Source organism: Catenulispora acidiphila DSM 44928, assembly GCF_000024025.1.
GTDB lineage: Bacteria > Actinomycetota > Actinomycetes > Streptomycetales > Catenulisporaceae > Catenulispora > Catenulispora acidiphila.
In genome coordinates this window covers 8,925,420-8,942,780 of record NC_013131.1, presented here as the reverse complement: position 1 = coordinate 8,942,780, position 17,361 = coordinate 8,925,420, and the positions used below count along the sequence as shown (strand labels likewise).

Genomic DNA, 17,361 nt, shown 5'->3' with positions numbered 1-17,361 from the left:
AGTGGGGCTGGGAACTCCTCAGCGGCCGGGTGCGGCGCTTCCGGCGCCGGCCATCACCTTGGCGCCGGCGGCGGTCGCGGTGCCCGGGGCGTTCGCCGCGTTCGCGGCCGCCTCGGCCTCGCCGGCGACCCGGGCCTGCTCCTTGCGCCGGGCCCGATAGGCGGCCACGTTGGCGCGGGTGGCGCAGCGGTCCGAGTGGTAGCGGCGCGAGCGGTTCGTCGAGGTGTCGATGAACACCTCGCGGCACGGCGCGGCCTGGCACACCCCGAGCCGGTCGAAGCCCAGCTCGGTGGCCTGCACGGCCAGGCCCATGGCGGCCTTCGCGCCGTACACGGCGGCGATGGTCGGCGCGCCCTCGGCCAGGTGCAGATGCCACGAGGCGCCGTCGTGGTCGGTGACCACGGGGCGGATCGGGTACTGCTTCATCAGGGAGTTGAGGACCTGGACGGCGCGCGGGACGCGTCCGGACTCGGCGGCGTCGAAGACCTCGCGGAGCCGGTCCCGGATGGCGCGCAGCTCCGCGACGTCGGCGTTGGTGACGCGGCACCTGCCTTCGGGGGCCAGCAGCTCCTTGGCCTGCTCGCACGTGGTGAGCGTGTCCCGGTGCCGGTAGGGGTCGGCGGTGTTCACCAGCGACACCGCCCGATCTGCGTAGGATGCGAGTTCCACGGTCTTCTGTCCTTGTTCGCCTTCAGTTAGCGTCAGGCGCCCGATGCCCGACGTTCTGCTCGTTTAGTAGCCATGACGGTACGCCGTTCGGGGTCTGTGCGCGAGGGTCAATTCATCGTCGATTCAACAATCGACAGATCCGACCTTTGTTGGGAACGTCCAAAGGCGGCCGCGGAACGCTCTTGAAAAACGTTCCGCGGCCGGAATGGCCGGATGGGAAATCCGAGCCGCTCAGCGCACCTTGGCCAGGAAAGCCTGGGTCCGCGCGTGCTGCGGGTCGGCGATCACCTGCCGGGCGTCGCCGTGCTCCACGATGACGCCGCCGTCCATGAAGGCCACGGTGTCGCCGACGTCGCGGGCGAAGCCCATCTCGTGGGTCACCACGATCATCGTCATCCCGGACTCGGCCAGCGTCCGCATCACCGCCAGCACGTCCCCGACCAGCTCGGGGTCCAGCGCCGAGGTCGGCTCGTCGAAGAGCATCAGCGCGGGCTGCATGGCCAGCGCGCGGGCGATCGCCACGCGCTGCTGCTGGCCGCCGGAGAGCTGGCTGGGGTAGTTGCCGGCCTTGTCCGACAGCCCCACCCGCTCCAGGTGCTCGCGCGCCTCGGCCAGGGCGACGTCCTTGCTCTTGCCGAGCACCTGGATCGGCGCCTCGATGATGTTCTCCAGCGCCGTCTTGTGCGGGAAGAGGTTGAAGCGCTGGAACACCATGCCGATCGAGCGCCGCTGGGTGGCGACGTCCCGGTCGTGCATCTCGTGCAGCCGGTGGTTCTTCTCGCGGTAGCCGACGAGCTTGCCGTGCACGCTGATCCGCCCGGCGTCGATCTTCTCCAGGTGGTTCACGCAGCGCAGCAGCGTGGACTTGCCGGAGCCCGAAGGCCCGATGAGGCACGCCACCTCGCCTTCGCGGACCGTCATGGAGACGCCCAGCAGGACGTCCACCAGCCCGAAGGACTTGTAGACCTTGTCGATCTCGACGGCCGCCTGGGTGCGGTAGGCCTCGGGGACACTGTCCGCGATCATCGCAGTGCCTCCCTCGTATCGGTCCAGCTGGTTCTCCGCCGGCGCAAGGACAGGTTGGCCTTCATCAGCTTTTGGAAGGGCGTCGGCGGCAGGTCGCGGCTGGAGCCGCGCGCGTAGCGCCGCTCGATGTAGTACTGGCCGATGGACAGCACCGTGGTGAAGAACAGGTACCACAGCGAGGCCACGACGTAGAACGGGATCGCCTTGAAGTACAGGTGGATCGCGGACTCGCTGGCGTCGGTCAGTTCCACCACGCCGATCACCGAGGCGAGCGAGGAGGTCTTCAGCATGCTGATGGTCTCGTTGCCGGTCGGCGGGATGATCACCCGCATCGCCTGCGGCAGCACGATCCGGCGCATGATCTTGGCGCGCCGCATGCCCAGGGACGCCGCGGCCTCGCTCTGCCCCTCGTCCACCGACAGGATGCCGGCCCGGACGATCTCGGACATGTAGGCGGCCTCGTTCAGCCCCAGCGCCAGCACCGCGGCGGTGAACCGGGTGATGGTGGAGTTGGTGTCCAGGTGGAAGAACTCCGGCCCGAACGGGATGCCGAAACCGACCTCCTGGCCGACCAGCGCCGCGATGTTGTTCCAGAACAGCAGCTGGACCAGGACCGGTGTGCCGCGGAAGAACCAGGTGTAGGCCCACGCGGCACTGGAGGACACCGGATTGCTCGACAGCCGCATCACCGCCAGCAGCACGCCGCCGACGATGCCGATGAGCATCGCGTAGACGGTCAGCTCCAAAGTGACCAGGACCGCCTGGACGATGGTGTGCCAGAACAGCCACTGCTTGACCAGGTCCCAGCCGAAGTTCTTGTTGAAGACCAACATGTGGCCGAACATCACCAGCAGGACCAGCAGGACGGCCGCGGCTATCCACCGGCCGGGTCTGCGGACCGGCACCGCACGGATCGCGGCGGGCCGGGTTCCCGCCGCGGCGGACGCGGTGTCCGCGTCCGCCGCGTACGGTTCGGAGGGATCAGCGTTCTCACTCACTCGCGGCTCAGCTCGTCGCCTGGTTCAGGCCCGGGGTCGTGTAGTCGCCGGCCTGGATCCCGTACTGGGTGGTGAGCTTGTGGTACGTGCCGTCGGCCACCAGGTCCTTCAGCGCGGCCAGGAAGGCCTGCGAGAGCCCGTTGTTGCTCTTGGAGATGGCGATGCCGTAGGGGGCGCCGGAGTACAGCTCGCCGACGGCCTGGAAGTTGCCGCTCTTGGCGTAGTAGTCGACGACCGGGGAGTCGGCGAGCACCGCGTCGCAGCGGCCCGAGGACAGCGACTCGTTGATCTGGTCCTGGGTGTCCTGGGACAGCGTCTTGATGTCCGGCTTGCCCGCCGCCTCGCACGCCTTGTTGCGGGTCGGGATGTCCGGGTCCTCCTGGACCGTCCCCTTCTCCACGCCGATCGTCAGGCCGCACACCGACAGGTCGGTCGGGGAGTTGTCCGTCAGGTTCTTCGGGTTGCCCTTGGGGACCATCAGTTTCGTGCCGGCGTTGAAGTAGGTCACGAAGTCGTCGACGCCCTCGCGCGTCTTGTTGTCCGTGATGGACGACATACCGGCGTCGTACTTGTTCGTGGAGATGCCGGTGACGATGTCGGCGAAGGTGACCTCGGTGAAGTTCGCCTTCAGGCCCAGCTTCGCGGCGATCGCGTTGCCCATGTCCACGTCCCAGCCGACGATATTGCCGTTCTGGTCCTTGGACTCGTTCGGGGGGTAGCTCGGGTCGGTGGCGATGGTGATGACGCCCTTGCCCTTGATCGCGGCCGGCACCAGGGCGGCGGCCGCGCTGTCGACGGCGCCCGAACCCGAGGAGGAGGCGGTGGACGACGATCCGGAGGTCGCCGATCCGGCGGCCGTGCTGCCGGTCGAGGCAGGGCTTCCCGGCTTGCTGCCGCTTCCGCAGCCCGCCGCGGTGAGGACCAGCGCGATCCCCGCGGCCCCAAATATGACGGCCCTGGATGTTATCCCGGCTCGCATCTGTTCTCCTCCTGTGGGTGATCCATTACCCGCTCAAGCAACGTCCATGGGGTACGGTGCTGGAATCCTTGCACCGGTAATTGGCCGTTGAACATAGGCAGCCATGTAAAAATCGCATCACGGGCGAACCCCGCGCCGTCGGTGCGACAGTGTCGAACGGACCCATCGGTGCTCGTGGAACGCGGTACGGACCATCATCCGACTGCAGCGAAGCGAGCCCGGCGAACCTCCCCCTCATCCCTCAACAGGTTCACGGTCCGCTCTTTCCCGTTCCCTCAACACGCCGTTCGCGGCAGCTAGGGGTAAGCCATGTCAGGGCAGCTCATCCCGACCCAGTCCCTCGAGAACGACACCGCCGCGAGCGCCGCCGCCGGCGGCGAGACGCCGGTCTTCGGCCTGCACCGCGGCGGGAAGATGGAGGTGCGCGCCACCGTCCCGCTCCGGGACCGCGCCGACCTCTCGCTGGCCTACACGCCGGGTGTCGCAGAGGTCTGCACCGCCATCGCCGAGCGTCCCGAGCTCGCGATGGACTACACCTGGAAGGCGAACACCGTCGCGGTGGTCACCGACGGCACCGCCGTGCTGGGCCTGGGCGACATCGGGCCGCTGGCCGCGCTCCCGGTCATGGAGGGCAAGGCGGTCCTGTTCAAGCAGTTCGGCGGCGTCGACGCCGTCCCGATCTGCCTGGACTGCACGGACGTGGAGGAGCTGGTGGAGACCGTGGTGCGGCTCGCGCCCGGCTTCGGCGGCATCAACCTGGAGGACATCTCGGCGCCGCGCTGCTTCGAGGTCGAGCGCCGGCTCCAGGAGCGGCTGGACATCCCGGTCTTCCACGACGACCAGCACGGCACGGCGATCGTGCTGCTGGCCGCCCTGCGCAACGCCGCCAAGGTGGTCAACCGGCCGCTGGCGGACCTGCGCGCGGTGATCTCCGGGGCGGGCGCGGCGGGGGTGGCGATCGCCAAGATCCTGCTGGACGCCGGCATCGGCGACCTGACCGTGGTCGACTCCCGCGGCATCGTCTCGGCGGACCGCGCCGACCTGACCCCGGTGAAGACCGAGCTGGCGGCGATCACCAACCGCGCGCGGCTCACCGGCGGCCTGGCCGAGGCGATGCGCGGCGCGAACGTCTTCATCGGCGTCTCCAGCGGCAACGTCCCCGAGGAGTACGTCGCCACGATGGCGCCCGAGGCGATCATCGCGGCGATGGCCAACCCCCAGCCCGAGATCCACCCCGACGTCGCGCACAAGTACGCCGCCGTCGTGGCCACCGGCCGCTCGGACTTCCCCAACCAGATCAACAACGTCCTGGCCTTCCCCGGCGTCTTCGCCGGAGCCCTGTCGGTCCGGGCGTCCCGCATCACCGAGGGCATGAAGCTGGCCGCCGCCGAGGCCCTCGCCGCCGTGGTCGCGGACGAACTCGCGCCCGACAAAGTGATCCCGAGCCCGTTCGACGAGCGCGTCGCGCCCGCCGTCACCGCGGCCGTCGCCGACGCCGCCCGCCGGGACGGGGTCGCGCGGCTGTAGCCGTGGCCGTGGCCGAGGCTGTATGAATGCTTCACGGACACCGGTTGCCGGCAGCTGCTCAGGAGCTGCCGGAGACCGGTGTCTTGATATGGGGCGGGAATTCCCATCGGGGGTGATTGACCCCGTTTCGCCCCGCGCCGTCCGGCCATGGCGTCCCCGGCGCCGATGCGGTGAAGTGGAACCATGACGTCTCACGATCCTGATGCCCGAGTCCTCGCCTTCGATCTCGACGGCACCCTGGCCGAATCCAAGACCGCGATCACCCCGCGCATGGCCGGCCTGCTGGTCGATCTGCTGGACGAGGTGCAGGTCTGCATCATCTCCGGCGGCGCCTTCCCGCAGTTCCAGACGCAGGTCCTGGACCGTCTGGACGCCACGGACGAGCAGCTGGCCAAGCTGAACCTGATGCCCACCAACGGAACCCGCTACTACCTGCACCGCGACGGCGGCTGGCGCGAGATCTACGCCGAGGATCTGCCGGAGGACACCAAGCGCAAGGTCGTCGGCGTGCTGACCGAGGGTGCCAAGACGCTGGGGCTGTGGGAGGACAAGACCTGGGGCGACATCATCGAGGACCGGGGCAGCCAGATCACCTTCTCCGCGCTGGGACAGCAGGCTCCGGTGGCCGAGAAGACCGCCTGGGACCCGGACGGCGCGAAGAAGGAGCGGCTGCGCGCCTGGGCCGCCGAGCGCCTGCCCGGCTTGGAGGTCCGCAGCGGCGGCAGCACCTCGATCGACGTCACCGCCGAGGGCATCGACAAGGCGCACGGCATGCGCAAGCTGATGGCCGAGCTGCACATCGGCATGGACGACATCCTCTTCGTCGGCGACCGCCTGGACCCGCAGGGCAACGACCACCCGGTGGAGGCCATGGGCATCCGCTCGGTGGCGGTGAAGGGCTGGCAGGACACCGCGGACTTCGTGCAGGGCTGGCTGGAGAGCTGACGGGCGAGCGGCGGGCACGACAGCTCGCCGACGCCGCGGGCGCGGCCGCCGGACACACCGCTGGACCAGGGCGAGCCCGAATCCTCAAAGCGGCTTGATCTGCTTCAGCACCAGCTGCACCTTCGCCTGCGCCAGCACCTGTTTCCAGCCGCGCGCCTGCGCCGCGGACACCCGCACCGGGGCGGCGACCCGCACCACGTCGCCGTCCTGGAGCACGATCCGCACGCCGCCTTCGGTGACCAGCCCCCAGCGCTCCTCGACCTTCTTCGGCAGACCCAGCCGCCACGTCTCGGTACCGCCGGCCCGCACCTCCCACAGCACGGCCCGGGCCACAGTCCCGGTCACGGGGTGCGTGATGTAGTGCTCGAGCCAGTCCGCCACCGGGATCTCGCGGCGCTCCTTCTGCGCCGACTCCAGCCGCGTACGGGCCGCGCGGATCGCGGTCCGCAGCTCGGTGGCCAACGCCGTGACCCCCTGCACCGCGTCCTGGTCGACCGTCGCCGCGGTGGGCCGCCCGGCCAGCGCGCGGCCGTCACCTGCCGACCGGCCTTGGCTTTCGTGGTAGCGGACCTGGACCTTCCCGCCGATCGCCACGCGCACCACGGCGACATGGCGCGGTCCCACGGGAACCCGCACCTGGCTCGCGCTGTCCAGCCCGAAGGTGTCGACGGTCCACTCCGGCGCGTCCGAGAGCGTGTGCAGCCTTCGCTTCAGCTCCGCGTACGCCGCCTTCCGCAACGCCGCCAACGGCGATTCGGAAGCCAGCCGGTGCAGCGCCGGCGGCACCAGTTCCCCGGGGACCGCGGCGAGCGCCCGGACCGCGGCGCGCGCCGTCGGCATCGAGGCGGCGCTGAGCCCGGACTTCTGCTCGGCCAGCCGTACCAACAGCGGGACCGCCTCCTCGGCGGGCAGCAGAGACAGAGCCCTGACGACCCGGCCGACGAACTCGGCGGACTCGGCTCGGGGCGGTTCTTCCTTGCCGACCAACCGGTTCAGCGCCGCGCCGGCTGGGGGCGACCGGTCGATCAGGGCACGCGCCGCGGCGGGCTCCCACGCCGAATCCAGGGCGCAGTAGTCCAGCAGGGCACTGACACCCTCGGCGTCCGCGAGCGGGCCGAGCAGGCGCTCGTAGGCGCCGCCCTCGAGATGGCGCCACGGGATCCGGTCCGGAACCGATGTCCCAGCCGCCGGATACGGCTCCTGCCCGAAGGGCGCGCCGGCTAATTCGGCCGCGCCCGCCGCGCCGTGCGCGTCCGGACCCTCGGCGACCGACGCCTGTCGAACGTCTGACGCCGCGCCGGACGCCGGCCCGGCGGTCCCGGCATCGCGCCGCTTCCGCCGCCCCCGAAACCACCCCATCGCCGGCCTCCTGAAGTCCGTCCGCCCCTGAAGCCGCTCAGCCCTGCTCCGCCGACCACGCCACGTGCTGCTCCCACACCCGCTTCCACAACCGCTCCTGCGCCACGTCGCCGATCCCCGGCAGCCGCAGCGCGAAGATGTCGGCCAGCGCGTCGAACCACTCCTCGGAGTCGGTGAGGTCGCGCTTGGTGACCGTGGTCCCGTCCGAGCGGGTCAGCACGCAGCCGCGCAGATGGTCGACGCCGGCCGCGTCGCGCCGGTACACGTCGAGGTTCTTCACGAACCCGGACTCCGGATTCGTTTCCATCCACTCGTGCCGCGCCACGAAGTCCGGCAGCGCCGCGATCCGCTCCTCGAACACCATGCCGGTGAAGGAGTCAGCTTTCGGGTCGTGGGTGAAGCTCCACCCCGAGGCGCCGTTGTCGAACCGGGTGCGCTCCAGCTTGTACGTGTACGGGCCCTGCGCCGTCTCGCCGGGCACGCACAGCAGCGGCTCGTGCAGACCGTCGCCGAGTCCGGCGTCGCAGTAGTAGAGCGTGTTCTCGGCCTCGACGAGCAGCACCATGTGGTTCGGCTCGTCGGCGACCGGCCCGAGGCCGTGCCCGCGCGGCTCCCGCGACCAGACCCGGCCGCGGTGCCACGTCACGTCGTAGCCCAGGGTCTCCAGCAGAGCCCCGAAGCCGCCGTTCAAGTGGTAGCAGTACCCGGACTCGCCGGCCACGATGCGGGCCGCCGAGTCGAACGGGTCCGGTGTCGTGCGCTGGCCGAGATGGACCTGCAGGGAGGTGTACGCCACACGTTCCACGTGCGCGCGGTGCAGCGCGAAAAGGCCCTCGATCGTGGGCTTTCCCGGATGCTCCGTGCCCAGGCGGCGGAGATACCCCTGGACGTCTATGTTCGCCATGGTGACATAGGGTAGGGCAGTCCTCAGGCGTTGGCGGGCGCGATCTCGTCAAGGACATGCGCGGGGGTGGCGTAAGCCCCTGATTCGCGGGGGTAGTGGACCACGAAATCCGTGAAGCCGAGCTCCTCCACCCGGCCCGCGACGTCGTCGAACCTGGCCTTGGACTCCATCGTGCGCAGCGGCGAGAGTCCGGTCAGCAGCAGCCGGGGCAGCGTGGCCGGATCGCGACCTTCCTTCTCGCAGACCTCGTCCAGCTTCCGGCTGACCCGCTCCAGCGCGGTCCAGGTGTCGGTCTCCGTCGGGCCCTCGCCGTCGCGGCCCGCCAAGGTGTCGTCGGCGATCCACATCTGCGCATGCTTCACCACGGTCCGCAGCCCCAGCGGCCCGGTCGCGGCCAGCCCGAACGGCACCCGCGGCTGCTGCACGCAGCCGGGCTCCATGCGGGCTTCCACCGCGTCGTAGTACGTCCCGCGGAAGGTGCTGCGGGTCCGGCCCTCAGCCGCCCCGCGCAGCAGGCGGTCCAGGATCTCGACCGACTCCCGGTAGCGCTCGCCGCGCTCCTTGGCCGACCAGCCCTCGCCGTCCGGACCGTAGCCGAGCACCCGGGCGTCCGGGCCGTAGGAGCCGGCGCCGTAGCCGAGGATGAAGCGGCCCTCCGAGGCGTCGTCCAGCGACATGATCTCCTGGGCGAACGGCACCGGATGGCGGAAGTTCGGGGACGCGACCAGCGTGCCCAGCTTGATCCGTTCGGTCACCGCGGCGGCGGAGGCGAGGGTGGTGACGGCGTCGTACCAGGGACCGTCGGGGATGCCGCTGAACGTGATGTGGTCGTAGGTCCAGGCGTGCTCGAAGCCGAGCTCCTCGGCGCGGCGCCAGCGGGCGGCGGCTTCGCGGAACGGACGGTCGGGCAGGACGCAGACGCCGAGACGCAACATGGCTCCGAGCCTATTACGATCACCCCAGGAATGGAGCGGGTCAGGCCGCGGGTGACCACAGCAAGACGACCAACGGAGCCGGGACTGTGCGGACGATCTGGGGCGTGCTCGGCGGGCTGATCGTGCTGGGCACTTTCATGTCGGAAGTGCGCACCCTGGTGGTGCCGCGGGTCTTCCGCCCGGGGCTGTCGAACCTCCTGGGGCGGGTTGTCTACCGCGTGTTCCAGGGGCTCGCCAACCGCTTCGGCGCCTATGAGACCAAGGACCGCATCCTGGCCTACGCCGGACCGCTGTCCGTGGTCGCCAGGCTGGTCGGCTGGCTCCTGGCCTTCCTGGTCGGCTTCACCATGCTCAACTTCGCCCTCGGCGCGCTGGACCTGCGGGCCTCGCTCCGCGAGGCCGGGTCCTCGCTGTTCACGCTGGGCTTCGCCTCGGCCGACAAGTCCCGCCTGAACGCGATCGACTTCTGCGCCGCCGTCACCGGACCGGTCTCGATCGGTCTGCTGGTCGGGTACCTGCCGGCGCTCTACGCCGCCTACGCCCGGCGCGAGACCGAGGTGACGATGCTGGAGGCGCGCGCAGGCGGTCCCGCCTGGGGACCGGAGATCCTGGCGCGCTATGCGATGGTCAACCTCAATGACCAACTCCCGGACCTCTATAGGGGATGGGAACGCTGGACCGCCGACGTTTCCGAGAGCCACACCAGCTATCCCGTTCTCATCTATTTCCGCTCCCCGCGCGCTCAGCGCAACTGGTTGATCGCCCTATTGGCGGTCATGGACGCCGCCGCGCTTCATGTGTCGTTCAATCCCTCGCAGAACGTCGGGGAGATCCGCATGGCCTTGCGGAGCGGATATGTGACGCTGCGCGAGATCGCGCGTACCGAGCGCGTGCCCTATAACCCGGACCCTTCTCCGGACGATCCGATCCTGCTCACCAAGGAGGAGTTCCTTTACGGGGTGCAGCGGATGCGGGCTCAGGGATATGAGTTCGAACGGACGCCGGACGAGGCGTGGCCGCATTTCCAGGGATGGCGCGTGAATTACGAAGCGGTGGCGTACGCGCTGGCGTACCGGATCGACGCGGTCCCGGCGCGCTGGTCCGGTCCGCGGCGGACGTCCGAGGCGCAGATCGACGTGATCACCCCGGTGAACCGGCAGCCCGCGCACGCCAAGCCGGTGACCGGCGAGGCGCGGGGCTGACAGCGGCGCCGTTCGCCGTGGATCAGGAGTGGATCAGGAGTGGATCAGGAGTGGATCAGGAGTGGATCAGGAGTGGATCAAGACCAGTGGGTCCCGTCGAGCATCCGCTCGAGCGTGCCCGCGTGGTTCACCAGCCCGTCGAGCTCCTCGGGAGCCTCCTGCTCCCCGAACCGGATACGGCGCTGGTTCACCCGCGCCATCACGATCCCGTGCCGGAGCGCGGCGTAGACCTCGTAGAACTCCCGGTCGCGCACCTGGTACCCGGTGAGTGCGGCGTACTCCTCGGCCACGTCGTCCAACGCCATGAAGTCCGGCAGCCCGGGCAGGCCGAAGAACTCTGCGAGGTCCTGGAAGAAGCGGTGCAGGAAGACGAGCCAGCCGAGGTCCACCTCGCGCGGCGCGATCCCGGCCATCTCCCAGTCCAGGACTGCGACTGGAGCGAAGTCCCGATACATGATGTTGCCGATGCGGGCGTCGCCCCAACTCAGAACTGGGGCGTCCACGGTCTTCGGCCAGTGCGCGTCCAACCAGGCGAACGTCTTCTCCAGGATCGGGATCGGCTGCCGGCCGTGGGCCCAGGCGTTGTAGGCGCGCCAGCCGTCGACGTGGGAGCGCAGCGCGGTGTCGCCGTCGGCGGTCAGGTCACCCAGAAAGGTGACTTCTTCGGCGGTCGCGGGGATGGCGTGGATGCGCGCGAGCGTGGCGACGGTCGCGTCCTGCAGCACGCGCCGCTGCGCGTCGGTGGCGTCGGAGAGCCAGTTGTCGCCGAAGGTGTACGGCAGGATGTCCGGCGGGACCGAGCCCTCGACGCGTTCCATGACGAAGAACTCCGCGCCGAGGATTTCCGGGTCGGATTCATACCAAAGAGTGCGCGGCACGGGAACCGCCGTGCGTTCGCCGACCAACGCCATGACAGTGAACTGATCCCGCATCCGGTATTCGGGAAAGACGGGCATGGCGTCCGCGGCCGGCGCGAGGCGCGCGACACATCGGTCGAAGCGCACTTCGCCGTCGGGGGCGGTCCAGCGGGCGTCGAACAACAACGTCTCGGAGGACATCCCGTTCGTTTGGGGGGATCGGACATCGGATATCCCGACATCGGCGCCGCCGGTCCGGCGGGCGAGCCAGGGTTCGAGGGCGGCCCGCAGCGCTTCGGGGTCGCGGGTGCTGGTCTGCGGCCGGGTGGCGTCCGGTCCCGCTTCGGCGTTCCTGCTCGGTTCGCTCACGGCGCGGACTATAAGCAAGGTAGCGTCAATGCGACATACGCCTGTCGGGGATGGCAGTCTGGGAGAGCCGAGCGCATTGCGGATGCCACTTCAGAACGACGCAGGGGGACGGACTGTGAATCCGGACATCGACCACATCAGACGACTGATCAGCGACCGTCTCACCACCGAGGACACCGGTGAGGTCGGCCTGGACCTGTCCAATCTGGGTCTGACCGGGCTGCCCGCGGAATTCGGCCGCCTGCCGGAGCTCGGGCCCGTCACCTTCCTGAACCTGTCGGGCAACCGTCTGGCGACGCTGCCCGAGACGCTCGGCGAGGTGACGGGTCTGCGCCGGCTGTGGCTGGACAGCAACGGCTTCGGGGAGCTGCCGCCGCAGGTGGCGCTGCTCGGCGGGCTGGTCGAGCTGAGCCTGACCGGCAACGGCCTGACCACGCTCCCCGAGGAGTTCGCGCGGCTGGAGCGGCTGACCAGTCTGTGGCTCGACGAGAACGCGTTCACAGCGCTTCCCGAAGTCGTCGGACATCTGAGCAGCCTGACGCAGTTGTACCTGCAGAAGAACCAGCTGCCCGGACTGCCGGACTCCTTAGGCGCGCCGAGCCTGCACACCCTGGTCCTGGACGGCAACCACCTCGCCGAACTGCCGGACTGGATCGGCGACACCCAGAGCCTGGTCGCGCTGTCGGCGGACGACAACGTCCTGACCGAGCTGCCGCCGAGCATCGGGGCCCTGATCCGGCTGCAGGAGCTGAGCCTGACCGGCAACCGGCTGCGCAAGCTGCCGACCTCGATCGGCGACATGGCCTCGCTGACCAAGCTGTACCTGCAGAAGAACCAGCTGCAGACGCTCCCGGCGTCCATCGGCAATCTCAGCGAACTGCAGACCCTCGCGCTCAGCGGCAACCACCTGGAGGAGCTGCCGGCCTCGGTGGCGGACCTGAGCCGGCTGACCGAGCTGAACCTGGCCGACAACTGGCTGACCCACGTCCCGGAGGCGATCGGCCGCCTGGCCTCGCTGGACAAGCTGAGCCTGACCTACAACCGGCTCACCGAGCTGCCGCCCTCACTCGGCGCGCTGCGTGTGCTGACCGCGCTCGACGTCTCCCGCAACAGCCTGCACGACCTGCCGGACAGCTTCGACGGCCTGGCCAACCTGGACACCCTGAACCTGGCACAGAACCCACTGACGTCGCTGCCGTCCTCGGTCGGGGCGCTGAAGCGGCTGACGTGGCTCTCACTCGCGTACTGCGACCTGGAGACGCTGCCCGCCGGCCTCGGCGGCCTGCATCGCCTGGAGACCCTGGACCTGGTCGGCAACAACCTGCGCGACCTCCCCTTCCAGCTGTCGGGCCTCGGCGCGCTCACCACCCTGAACCTGGCGTCGAACCAGCTGTCCTGGGTGCCCCGCACCTTGGGCCTGCTCCGCAACCTGGTGAACCTGGACCTGGCGGACAACGAACTGTCCTCCCTCCCGCGCGCCCTCGGCGGCCTGGAGTCCCTGCGCAAACTGGACGTCGCGGAGAACCAGCTGACCTGGATCCCGCGCTCGGTCTGCGACCTGCCGAAGCTGGAAACCCTGGTCCTGCGCGGCAACCGCCTGGCGGACCTGCCGACGAGCAACTGGCAGAAGCTGACCCTGAAGGAGCTCGACCTCAGCGACAACCCGCTGCTGTCCGCCGTTCCCGAGAACTGGGACGTCGGCACGATGGCGCTCGCCGCCGACAAGGCGCTCTACGGCGCCCTCGGCGACCGCGTCCCGGCGGACAAGCGCGACGCCGTCGCCCAAGCCGGCGTCGAGGAGGCCGAGCGCGCACGCCGCCACGAGGCGGACGCCATCGCCGGCATCGTCGGCGGCGTGGTCCACGCCGAGGCGGCGCTGATGGCGCAGGCGGCGGAGGCCGCCGTGGAAGCGGCGGTCGAGGAGGCGTTCGCCGAGGCGGCGGCCGCGGCGGGAGACGCCGAGCCGGAGCCCGCGGCAGAACCCGAGTCCGGGACCGAGCCCGAGCTGGAGGCGACGGCTGCGGAGGAGCTGCCCGCCGAACCCGCCGATGTGCAGCCGGAACCGGTGACAGCCGAGGCCTTCGCGCAAGCGATCGTGTCGGAGGAGATCGACTCCGAACTCGCCGAAGTCCTGAACGCCGGCGGTGTCCTGGACGCGGCGGTGGCGGCAGCCGAGGCACAGGTCCTCGCAGCACTGCACGCCGCGGATGAGAACGCGTTGCGCGCGCTCGCTCGTGCGGTGCTCGAGGAAGCTGCCGACGACGTTCGCCGGGCCCTGGCCGCGGAAGTGATCGTCGGCGCTGTCGCCGAGGAAGCCGGATCACCCGAGCTGGCAACAGAGATCGCCGAAGCGGCGGCCGAATTCGTCGACGACAAGGCAGTGGCGCTCGCCGCGCAAGCCGTCGCCGCAGCCGAGGCCGGCAACGACGAGGCGGCCCTGACCGCGGCGCACGCAGCAGCGGCGGCCGAGGAGGCCGCACTACTGGCGGACATGGTGGCCGAGGCCAACCGCGCCGACGAGGCAGAGGCAGCCGCGGCGGCGGAAGCAGCTGCCCAGGCGGCCGCCGAACAGGCGGCGGCGGAGGCCGAGCAGGTTGGTGGCTATACGGCTGCCCACGGCGAAAACGGTGTGGCCGCTCAGACCGCGATGCCCGCCGAGCAGCAAGACGACGATGCTCTGCAGCCCGATGCCCTACAGCCAGATGCGCTGGAGCAGGCTGTGTTCGGCGGGCACCAGGAGAATCGCGCCCCGCAGGCCGATGTCGAACAGCAGGCCATGTTCGCCCGCCAGCTGGAGAATCACGTCCTGCAGCCCGACGCCGCACAGCTAGAGAGCCGCACCCAGCACACCGATGCGGACCAGGCTGTGTTCGGCGGGCAGCAAGACAATCGTGTCCCGCAAGCTGATGCCGACCAGGCAGTGTTCGGTGCGCTCCAAGACAATCGCGTCCCCCAGGGTGGCTTCGGCGGGCAGCAAGACAATCGTGTCCCACAGGCTGATGTCGACCAGGCAGTGTTCGGTGCGCTCCAAGACAATCGCGTCCAGCAGGCCGACGTTGATCAGGCTGTCTTCGGCGGGCAGCAGGACAATCGAGTCCCGCAGGCTGATGTTGGCCAGGCGGTGTTTGGCGCGCAGCAAGATAATCGCGTCCCACAGGCCGATGTGAACCAGGCAGTGTTCGGCGGGCAGCCAGATCCCCGCGTCTCGCAAGCTGATGCGGAGCAGGCTGCTTTCGGTGAGAGCCGCATGCCGCAGGCCGATGTGGACCAGCCCGTCTTCGGCGACCCGCAGGACCCCCGCGCCTCACACGCCGATGTGCGGCAGTCCGTCTTCGCCGAGCCGCAGGACCCTCGCGTTCCGCAGCCTGCTGCCGTCCAGGCTGATGAGCCGACGGTCGTCCAGGAGTCTCCTGCTGAGGAGGCCCAGTACGTCGAGACCCTCTCCGCCGAGGAGCGTCGTGCCCGTGCCGGGCGGCGTGCGGCTGCTGTTGCCGGGGAGTCGCTTCCGCCGGCCACTGCCGGGGTGCCGCAGCAGCGGGGGGTGGCGCTTGCTGAGAGTCGGCTGCTGGCCGAGTCCGAGCAGCAGGCTGAGGCGTTCGCCGCTGCTCAGCGTGAGGCTGCGGTGCTGGCTGAGTCCGGCGATCATGTCGTGGTCGAGGAGCCGGTCGCCGTGGTGGAGGAGCCGCCGCTGGTGTTCCAGCCGGTGCCGGATCAGCCGACTGTGGTGTTCGACGGTCCGGCTGTGGTGGTCGATGAGGAAGTCGTCGATGTCGTCGAGGGACCCGGTTCCTTCGAGGAGCGGGCTTGGCCCGGCGGGGAGTTCGAGGCCGACCGCACCCACGTCGGCACGCCTCCCGGCTACGGGCCGCCGCCGGCGCCCTCGCAGCCCTGGCGCAGCAGCAGCTGACAGGAGGCTGACAACGTCGTACGCGCCCCGGTCCGGGTCTCTCCGGTCCGGGGCGCCGTCGTCGGTGGGGGAGACGGTCGCAGAAGCGCACAGGGCCCTTCAGCGGGCGCCACTCCCCATGAGGCGACGACTAGTCCACGATCACCGTCACCTCGAAGCCCGCCACCGGTACCAGCATCGGCGTCACGCACCGCTGCGTCGTCCCGCACGTCGAGCGCGCGGCGGTGATCTCCGCTGTTCCGCGTGACCGCGCGGTGAACGTCCGGGGCGGCTCCGAACACGCCACGCCGCCGGGCTTGCACACGATGCTCATTGGCGAGACTCCCGGCGCCAGAACGGCGGGGTTGGTCGACGCCGGCGAGGAGGGGTACGGGAACTGCGCGGCGATCACGTTCGTGCCGACCGCGACGTGGAAGGTCATGCCGTTCTGCGCCGGTGTGACCGTGATCGTTCCGTGCACGGCGCTCGGCGACGAAACAGGCGGCTTCGGCGGCGTCGGCCGCGGTGACGGCGAACGCGGCGGCGTCGGAGCCGTCGTCCGTGCCCCGGAAGGGGAACTGCTCCCGGACGCCGAGGACGGCGCGGAGCTCGATCCGGTCGGTTCGGCGCCACCGGGAACCCCGGTAGTCGGTCCGGTCGCGGAGCCGGAAGGACTCGACGGAGGCGTCCCAGTCCCCTGAGAAGAACTCGCCGAAACGGTCCCCGTCCCGGCTCCCGCCGAACTCTTCGCGTTCACCTGATTGGCTGTCGCTGAGCAGGAAACCGTTGTGACACCAAGGAGAACGGCGCATGCCACGACGAAGCTAACAGAAAGCCGGCGCGGGTGCGTCACAGACCTCATTCCAGACCTCCCCGAGAAGTGCGTCCTGGAGTCCATCCGGCAGTCGATTCCGGAGTCCACGCCTGCAACCTACTCCCGTGCGGCGCACCGCCAAGGGCTTTCGCCTTGCAGAGTCCGCGCAGGTGCGCAAGTCGGTCTTAGCGGGCGGGAGGTACTACCTCCTATATGCGCTCACCTCCGCTTTTATCCGGTTGGATGATCTTCGTGAGTCCTTGATCGTTGATCTTCCGGTGATCTCGATCACACTTGCCCGCACCCCTGTGGCGCAGCCCACATGCCGCAGGCGTAGGATCAGCGGCGAAAGAAGGCACCGACCGTTTCGTGGCGCTCACGGTCGTGCGAGTGAAACCGCCTCTCCACACACTGGGTTCACTACACGGCACTGAACGTCGCGGGAGCTTGTGAAATCAGCCACAAGTAGCGTGAGCAGGGCCCACTCGTCCAGAAATTGACACAAACCTGCCTGACAGGACGTCACCCATGAACAGTTACGCGCCGATTCTGGTGCTCGGCGGGTTGGCCGCCGGGTTCGCCGTGTTCTCGGTGGTGTCGGGGATGCTGACCGGACCGAAGCGGTACAACCGCGCCAAGCTGGAGGCTTACGAGTGCGGCATCGAGCCCACTCCGCAGCCGGTCGGCGGCGGCCGCTTCCCGGTGAAGTACTACCTGACCGCCATGCTCTTCATCATCTTCGACATCGAAATCGTGTTCCTGTACCCGTGGGCGGTGCGGTTCGACTCGCTGGGCTGGTTCGGGCTCGTCGAGATGGTGTTCTTCATCCTCACCGTCTTCGTCGCGTACGCCTATGTGTGGCGTCGCGGCGGATTGGAATGGGACTGACAG

The 17,361-nt window shown here is 69.6% G+C and carries 14 protein-coding genes and 1 pseudogene; 6 read left to right on the top strand and 9 right to left on the bottom strand.

Annotation, left to right across the window (positions count from 1 at the left end; genetic code table 11):
- Positions 1–18: 18 nt before the first annotated feature.
- The 4 genes from CACI_RS38080 to CACI_RS38065 all read right to left on the bottom strand — a co-directional run bounded on the left by CACI_RS38080 (position 19) and on the right by CACI_RS38065 (position 3,672).
- Positions 19–669, bottom strand: a complete 651-nt coding sequence (locus CACI_RS38080; RefSeq protein ID WP_015796253.1) for a CGNR zinc finger domain-containing protein — start codon at positions 667–669, stop codon at positions 19–21.
- A gap of 231 nt (positions 670–900) precedes the next feature.
- Positions 901–1,695, bottom strand: a complete 795-nt coding sequence (locus CACI_RS38075; RefSeq protein WP_015796252.1) for an amino acid ABC transporter ATP-binding protein — start codon at positions 1,693–1,695, stop codon at positions 901–903.
- Positions 1,692–2,693: an amino acid ABC transporter permease gene (locus tag CACI_RS38070; protein ID WP_015796251.1), complete on the bottom strand. Its 1,002-nt coding sequence runs from the start codon at positions 2,691–2,693 to the stop codon at positions 1,692–1,694. The genes CACI_RS38075 and CACI_RS38070 overlap by 4 nt, the downstream gene beginning before the upstream one ends.
- A gap of 7 nt (positions 2,694–2,700) precedes the next feature.
- Positions 2,701–3,672 carry an ABC transporter substrate-binding protein gene (locus CACI_RS38065; RefSeq protein WP_015796250.1) on the bottom strand — a complete coding sequence of 324 codons (972 nt, stop codon included), beginning with the start codon at positions 3,670–3,672 and terminating at the stop codon, positions 2,701–2,703.
- Positions 3,673–4,056: 384 nt separating this feature from the next.
- Between CACI_RS38065 and CACI_RS38060 the strand changes: the two are divergent.
- Both CACI_RS38060 and CACI_RS38055 read left to right on the top strand, forming a co-directional pair.
- Positions 4,057–5,199, top strand: a pseudogene (locus tag CACI_RS38060) (NAD(P)-dependent malic enzyme); the annotation flags it as partial.
- A 183-nt stretch (positions 5,200–5,382) separates the two neighbouring features.
- Positions 5,383–6,144: an HAD-IIB family hydrolase gene (locus tag CACI_RS38055; RefSeq protein WP_015796248.1), complete on the top strand. Its 762-nt coding sequence runs from the start codon at positions 5,383–5,385 to the stop codon at positions 6,142–6,144.
- A gap of 84 nt (positions 6,145–6,228) precedes the next feature.
- Here the strand turns inward: CACI_RS38055 and CACI_RS38050 are convergent, their stop codons facing one another.
- Genes CACI_RS38050 through CACI_RS38040 form a run of 3 tightly spaced genes read right to left on the bottom strand, consistent with a single transcriptional unit; the run spans position 6,229 to position 9,342 of the window.
- Entirely contained in the window at positions 6,229–7,503 is a 1,275-nt protein-coding gene (locus tag CACI_RS38050; RefSeq protein WP_015796247.1) for a DUF4132 domain-containing protein, read from the bottom strand.
- A gap of 37 nt (positions 7,504–7,540) precedes the next feature.
- The gene (locus tag CACI_RS38045; RefSeq protein ID WP_015796246.1) at positions 7,541–8,407 is read right to left on the bottom strand and encodes an arylamine N-acetyltransferase family protein; all 867 of its coding nucleotides are present in this window, start codon (positions 8,405–8,407) and stop codon (positions 7,541–7,543) included.
- Between the two features lie 23 nt (positions 8,408–8,430).
- Positions 8,431–9,342 (bottom strand): LLM class flavin-dependent oxidoreductase, encoded by a 912-nt coding sequence (locus CACI_RS38040; RefSeq protein ID WP_015796245.1) that lies wholly within the window; start codon positions 9,340–9,342, stop codon positions 8,431–8,433.
- Positions 9,343–9,428: 86 nt separating this feature from the next.
- Between CACI_RS38040 and CACI_RS38035 the strand changes: the two genes are divergently transcribed.
- Positions 9,429–10,544: a hypothetical protein gene (locus CACI_RS38035; protein ID WP_015796244.1), complete on the top strand. Its 1,116-nt coding sequence runs from the start codon at positions 9,429–9,431 to the stop codon at positions 10,542–10,544.
- Positions 10,545–10,621: 77 nt separating this feature from the next.
- On the opposite strand, the gene CACI_RS38030 is transcribed toward CACI_RS38035, so the two are convergent.
- Positions 10,622–11,770 carry a phosphotransferase family protein gene (locus CACI_RS38030; protein WP_015796243.1) on the bottom strand — a complete coding sequence of 383 codons (1,149 nt, stop codon included), beginning with the start codon at positions 11,768–11,770 and terminating at the stop codon, positions 10,622–10,624.
- A gap of 115 nt (positions 11,771–11,885) precedes the next feature.
- Here CACI_RS38030 and CACI_RS46670 point away from each other — a divergent pair, with 115 nt between their 5' ends.
- Positions 11,886–15,677 carry a leucine-rich repeat domain-containing protein gene (locus CACI_RS46670; RefSeq protein WP_015796242.1) on the top strand — a complete coding sequence of 1,264 codons (3,792 nt, stop codon included), beginning with the start codon at positions 11,886–11,888 and terminating at the stop codon, positions 15,675–15,677.
- Between the two features lie 130 nt (positions 15,678–15,807).
- Here CACI_RS46670 and CACI_RS50630 read toward each other — a convergent pair whose 3' ends face one another.
- Positions 15,808–15,990: a hypothetical protein gene (locus CACI_RS50630; protein ID WP_143765558.1), complete on the bottom strand. Its 183-nt coding sequence runs from the start codon at positions 15,988–15,990 to the stop codon at positions 15,808–15,810.
- Between CACI_RS50630 and CACI_RS38015 the strand changes: the two genes are divergently transcribed.
- Both CACI_RS38015 and CACI_RS38010 read left to right on the top strand, forming a co-directional pair.
- Positions 15,983–16,357, top strand: a complete 375-nt coding sequence (locus tag CACI_RS38015; RefSeq protein WP_143765557.1) for a hypothetical protein — start codon at positions 15,983–15,985, stop codon at positions 16,355–16,357. The genes CACI_RS50630 and CACI_RS38015 overlap by 8 nt on opposite strands.
- 641 nt (positions 16,358–16,998) lie before the next feature.
- Positions 16,999–17,358, top strand: a complete 360-nt coding sequence (locus tag CACI_RS38010; protein ID WP_015796240.1) for an NADH-quinone oxidoreductase subunit A — start codon at positions 16,999–17,001, stop codon at positions 17,356–17,358.
- The last annotated feature ends 3 nt before the right edge of the window (positions 17,359–17,361 follow it).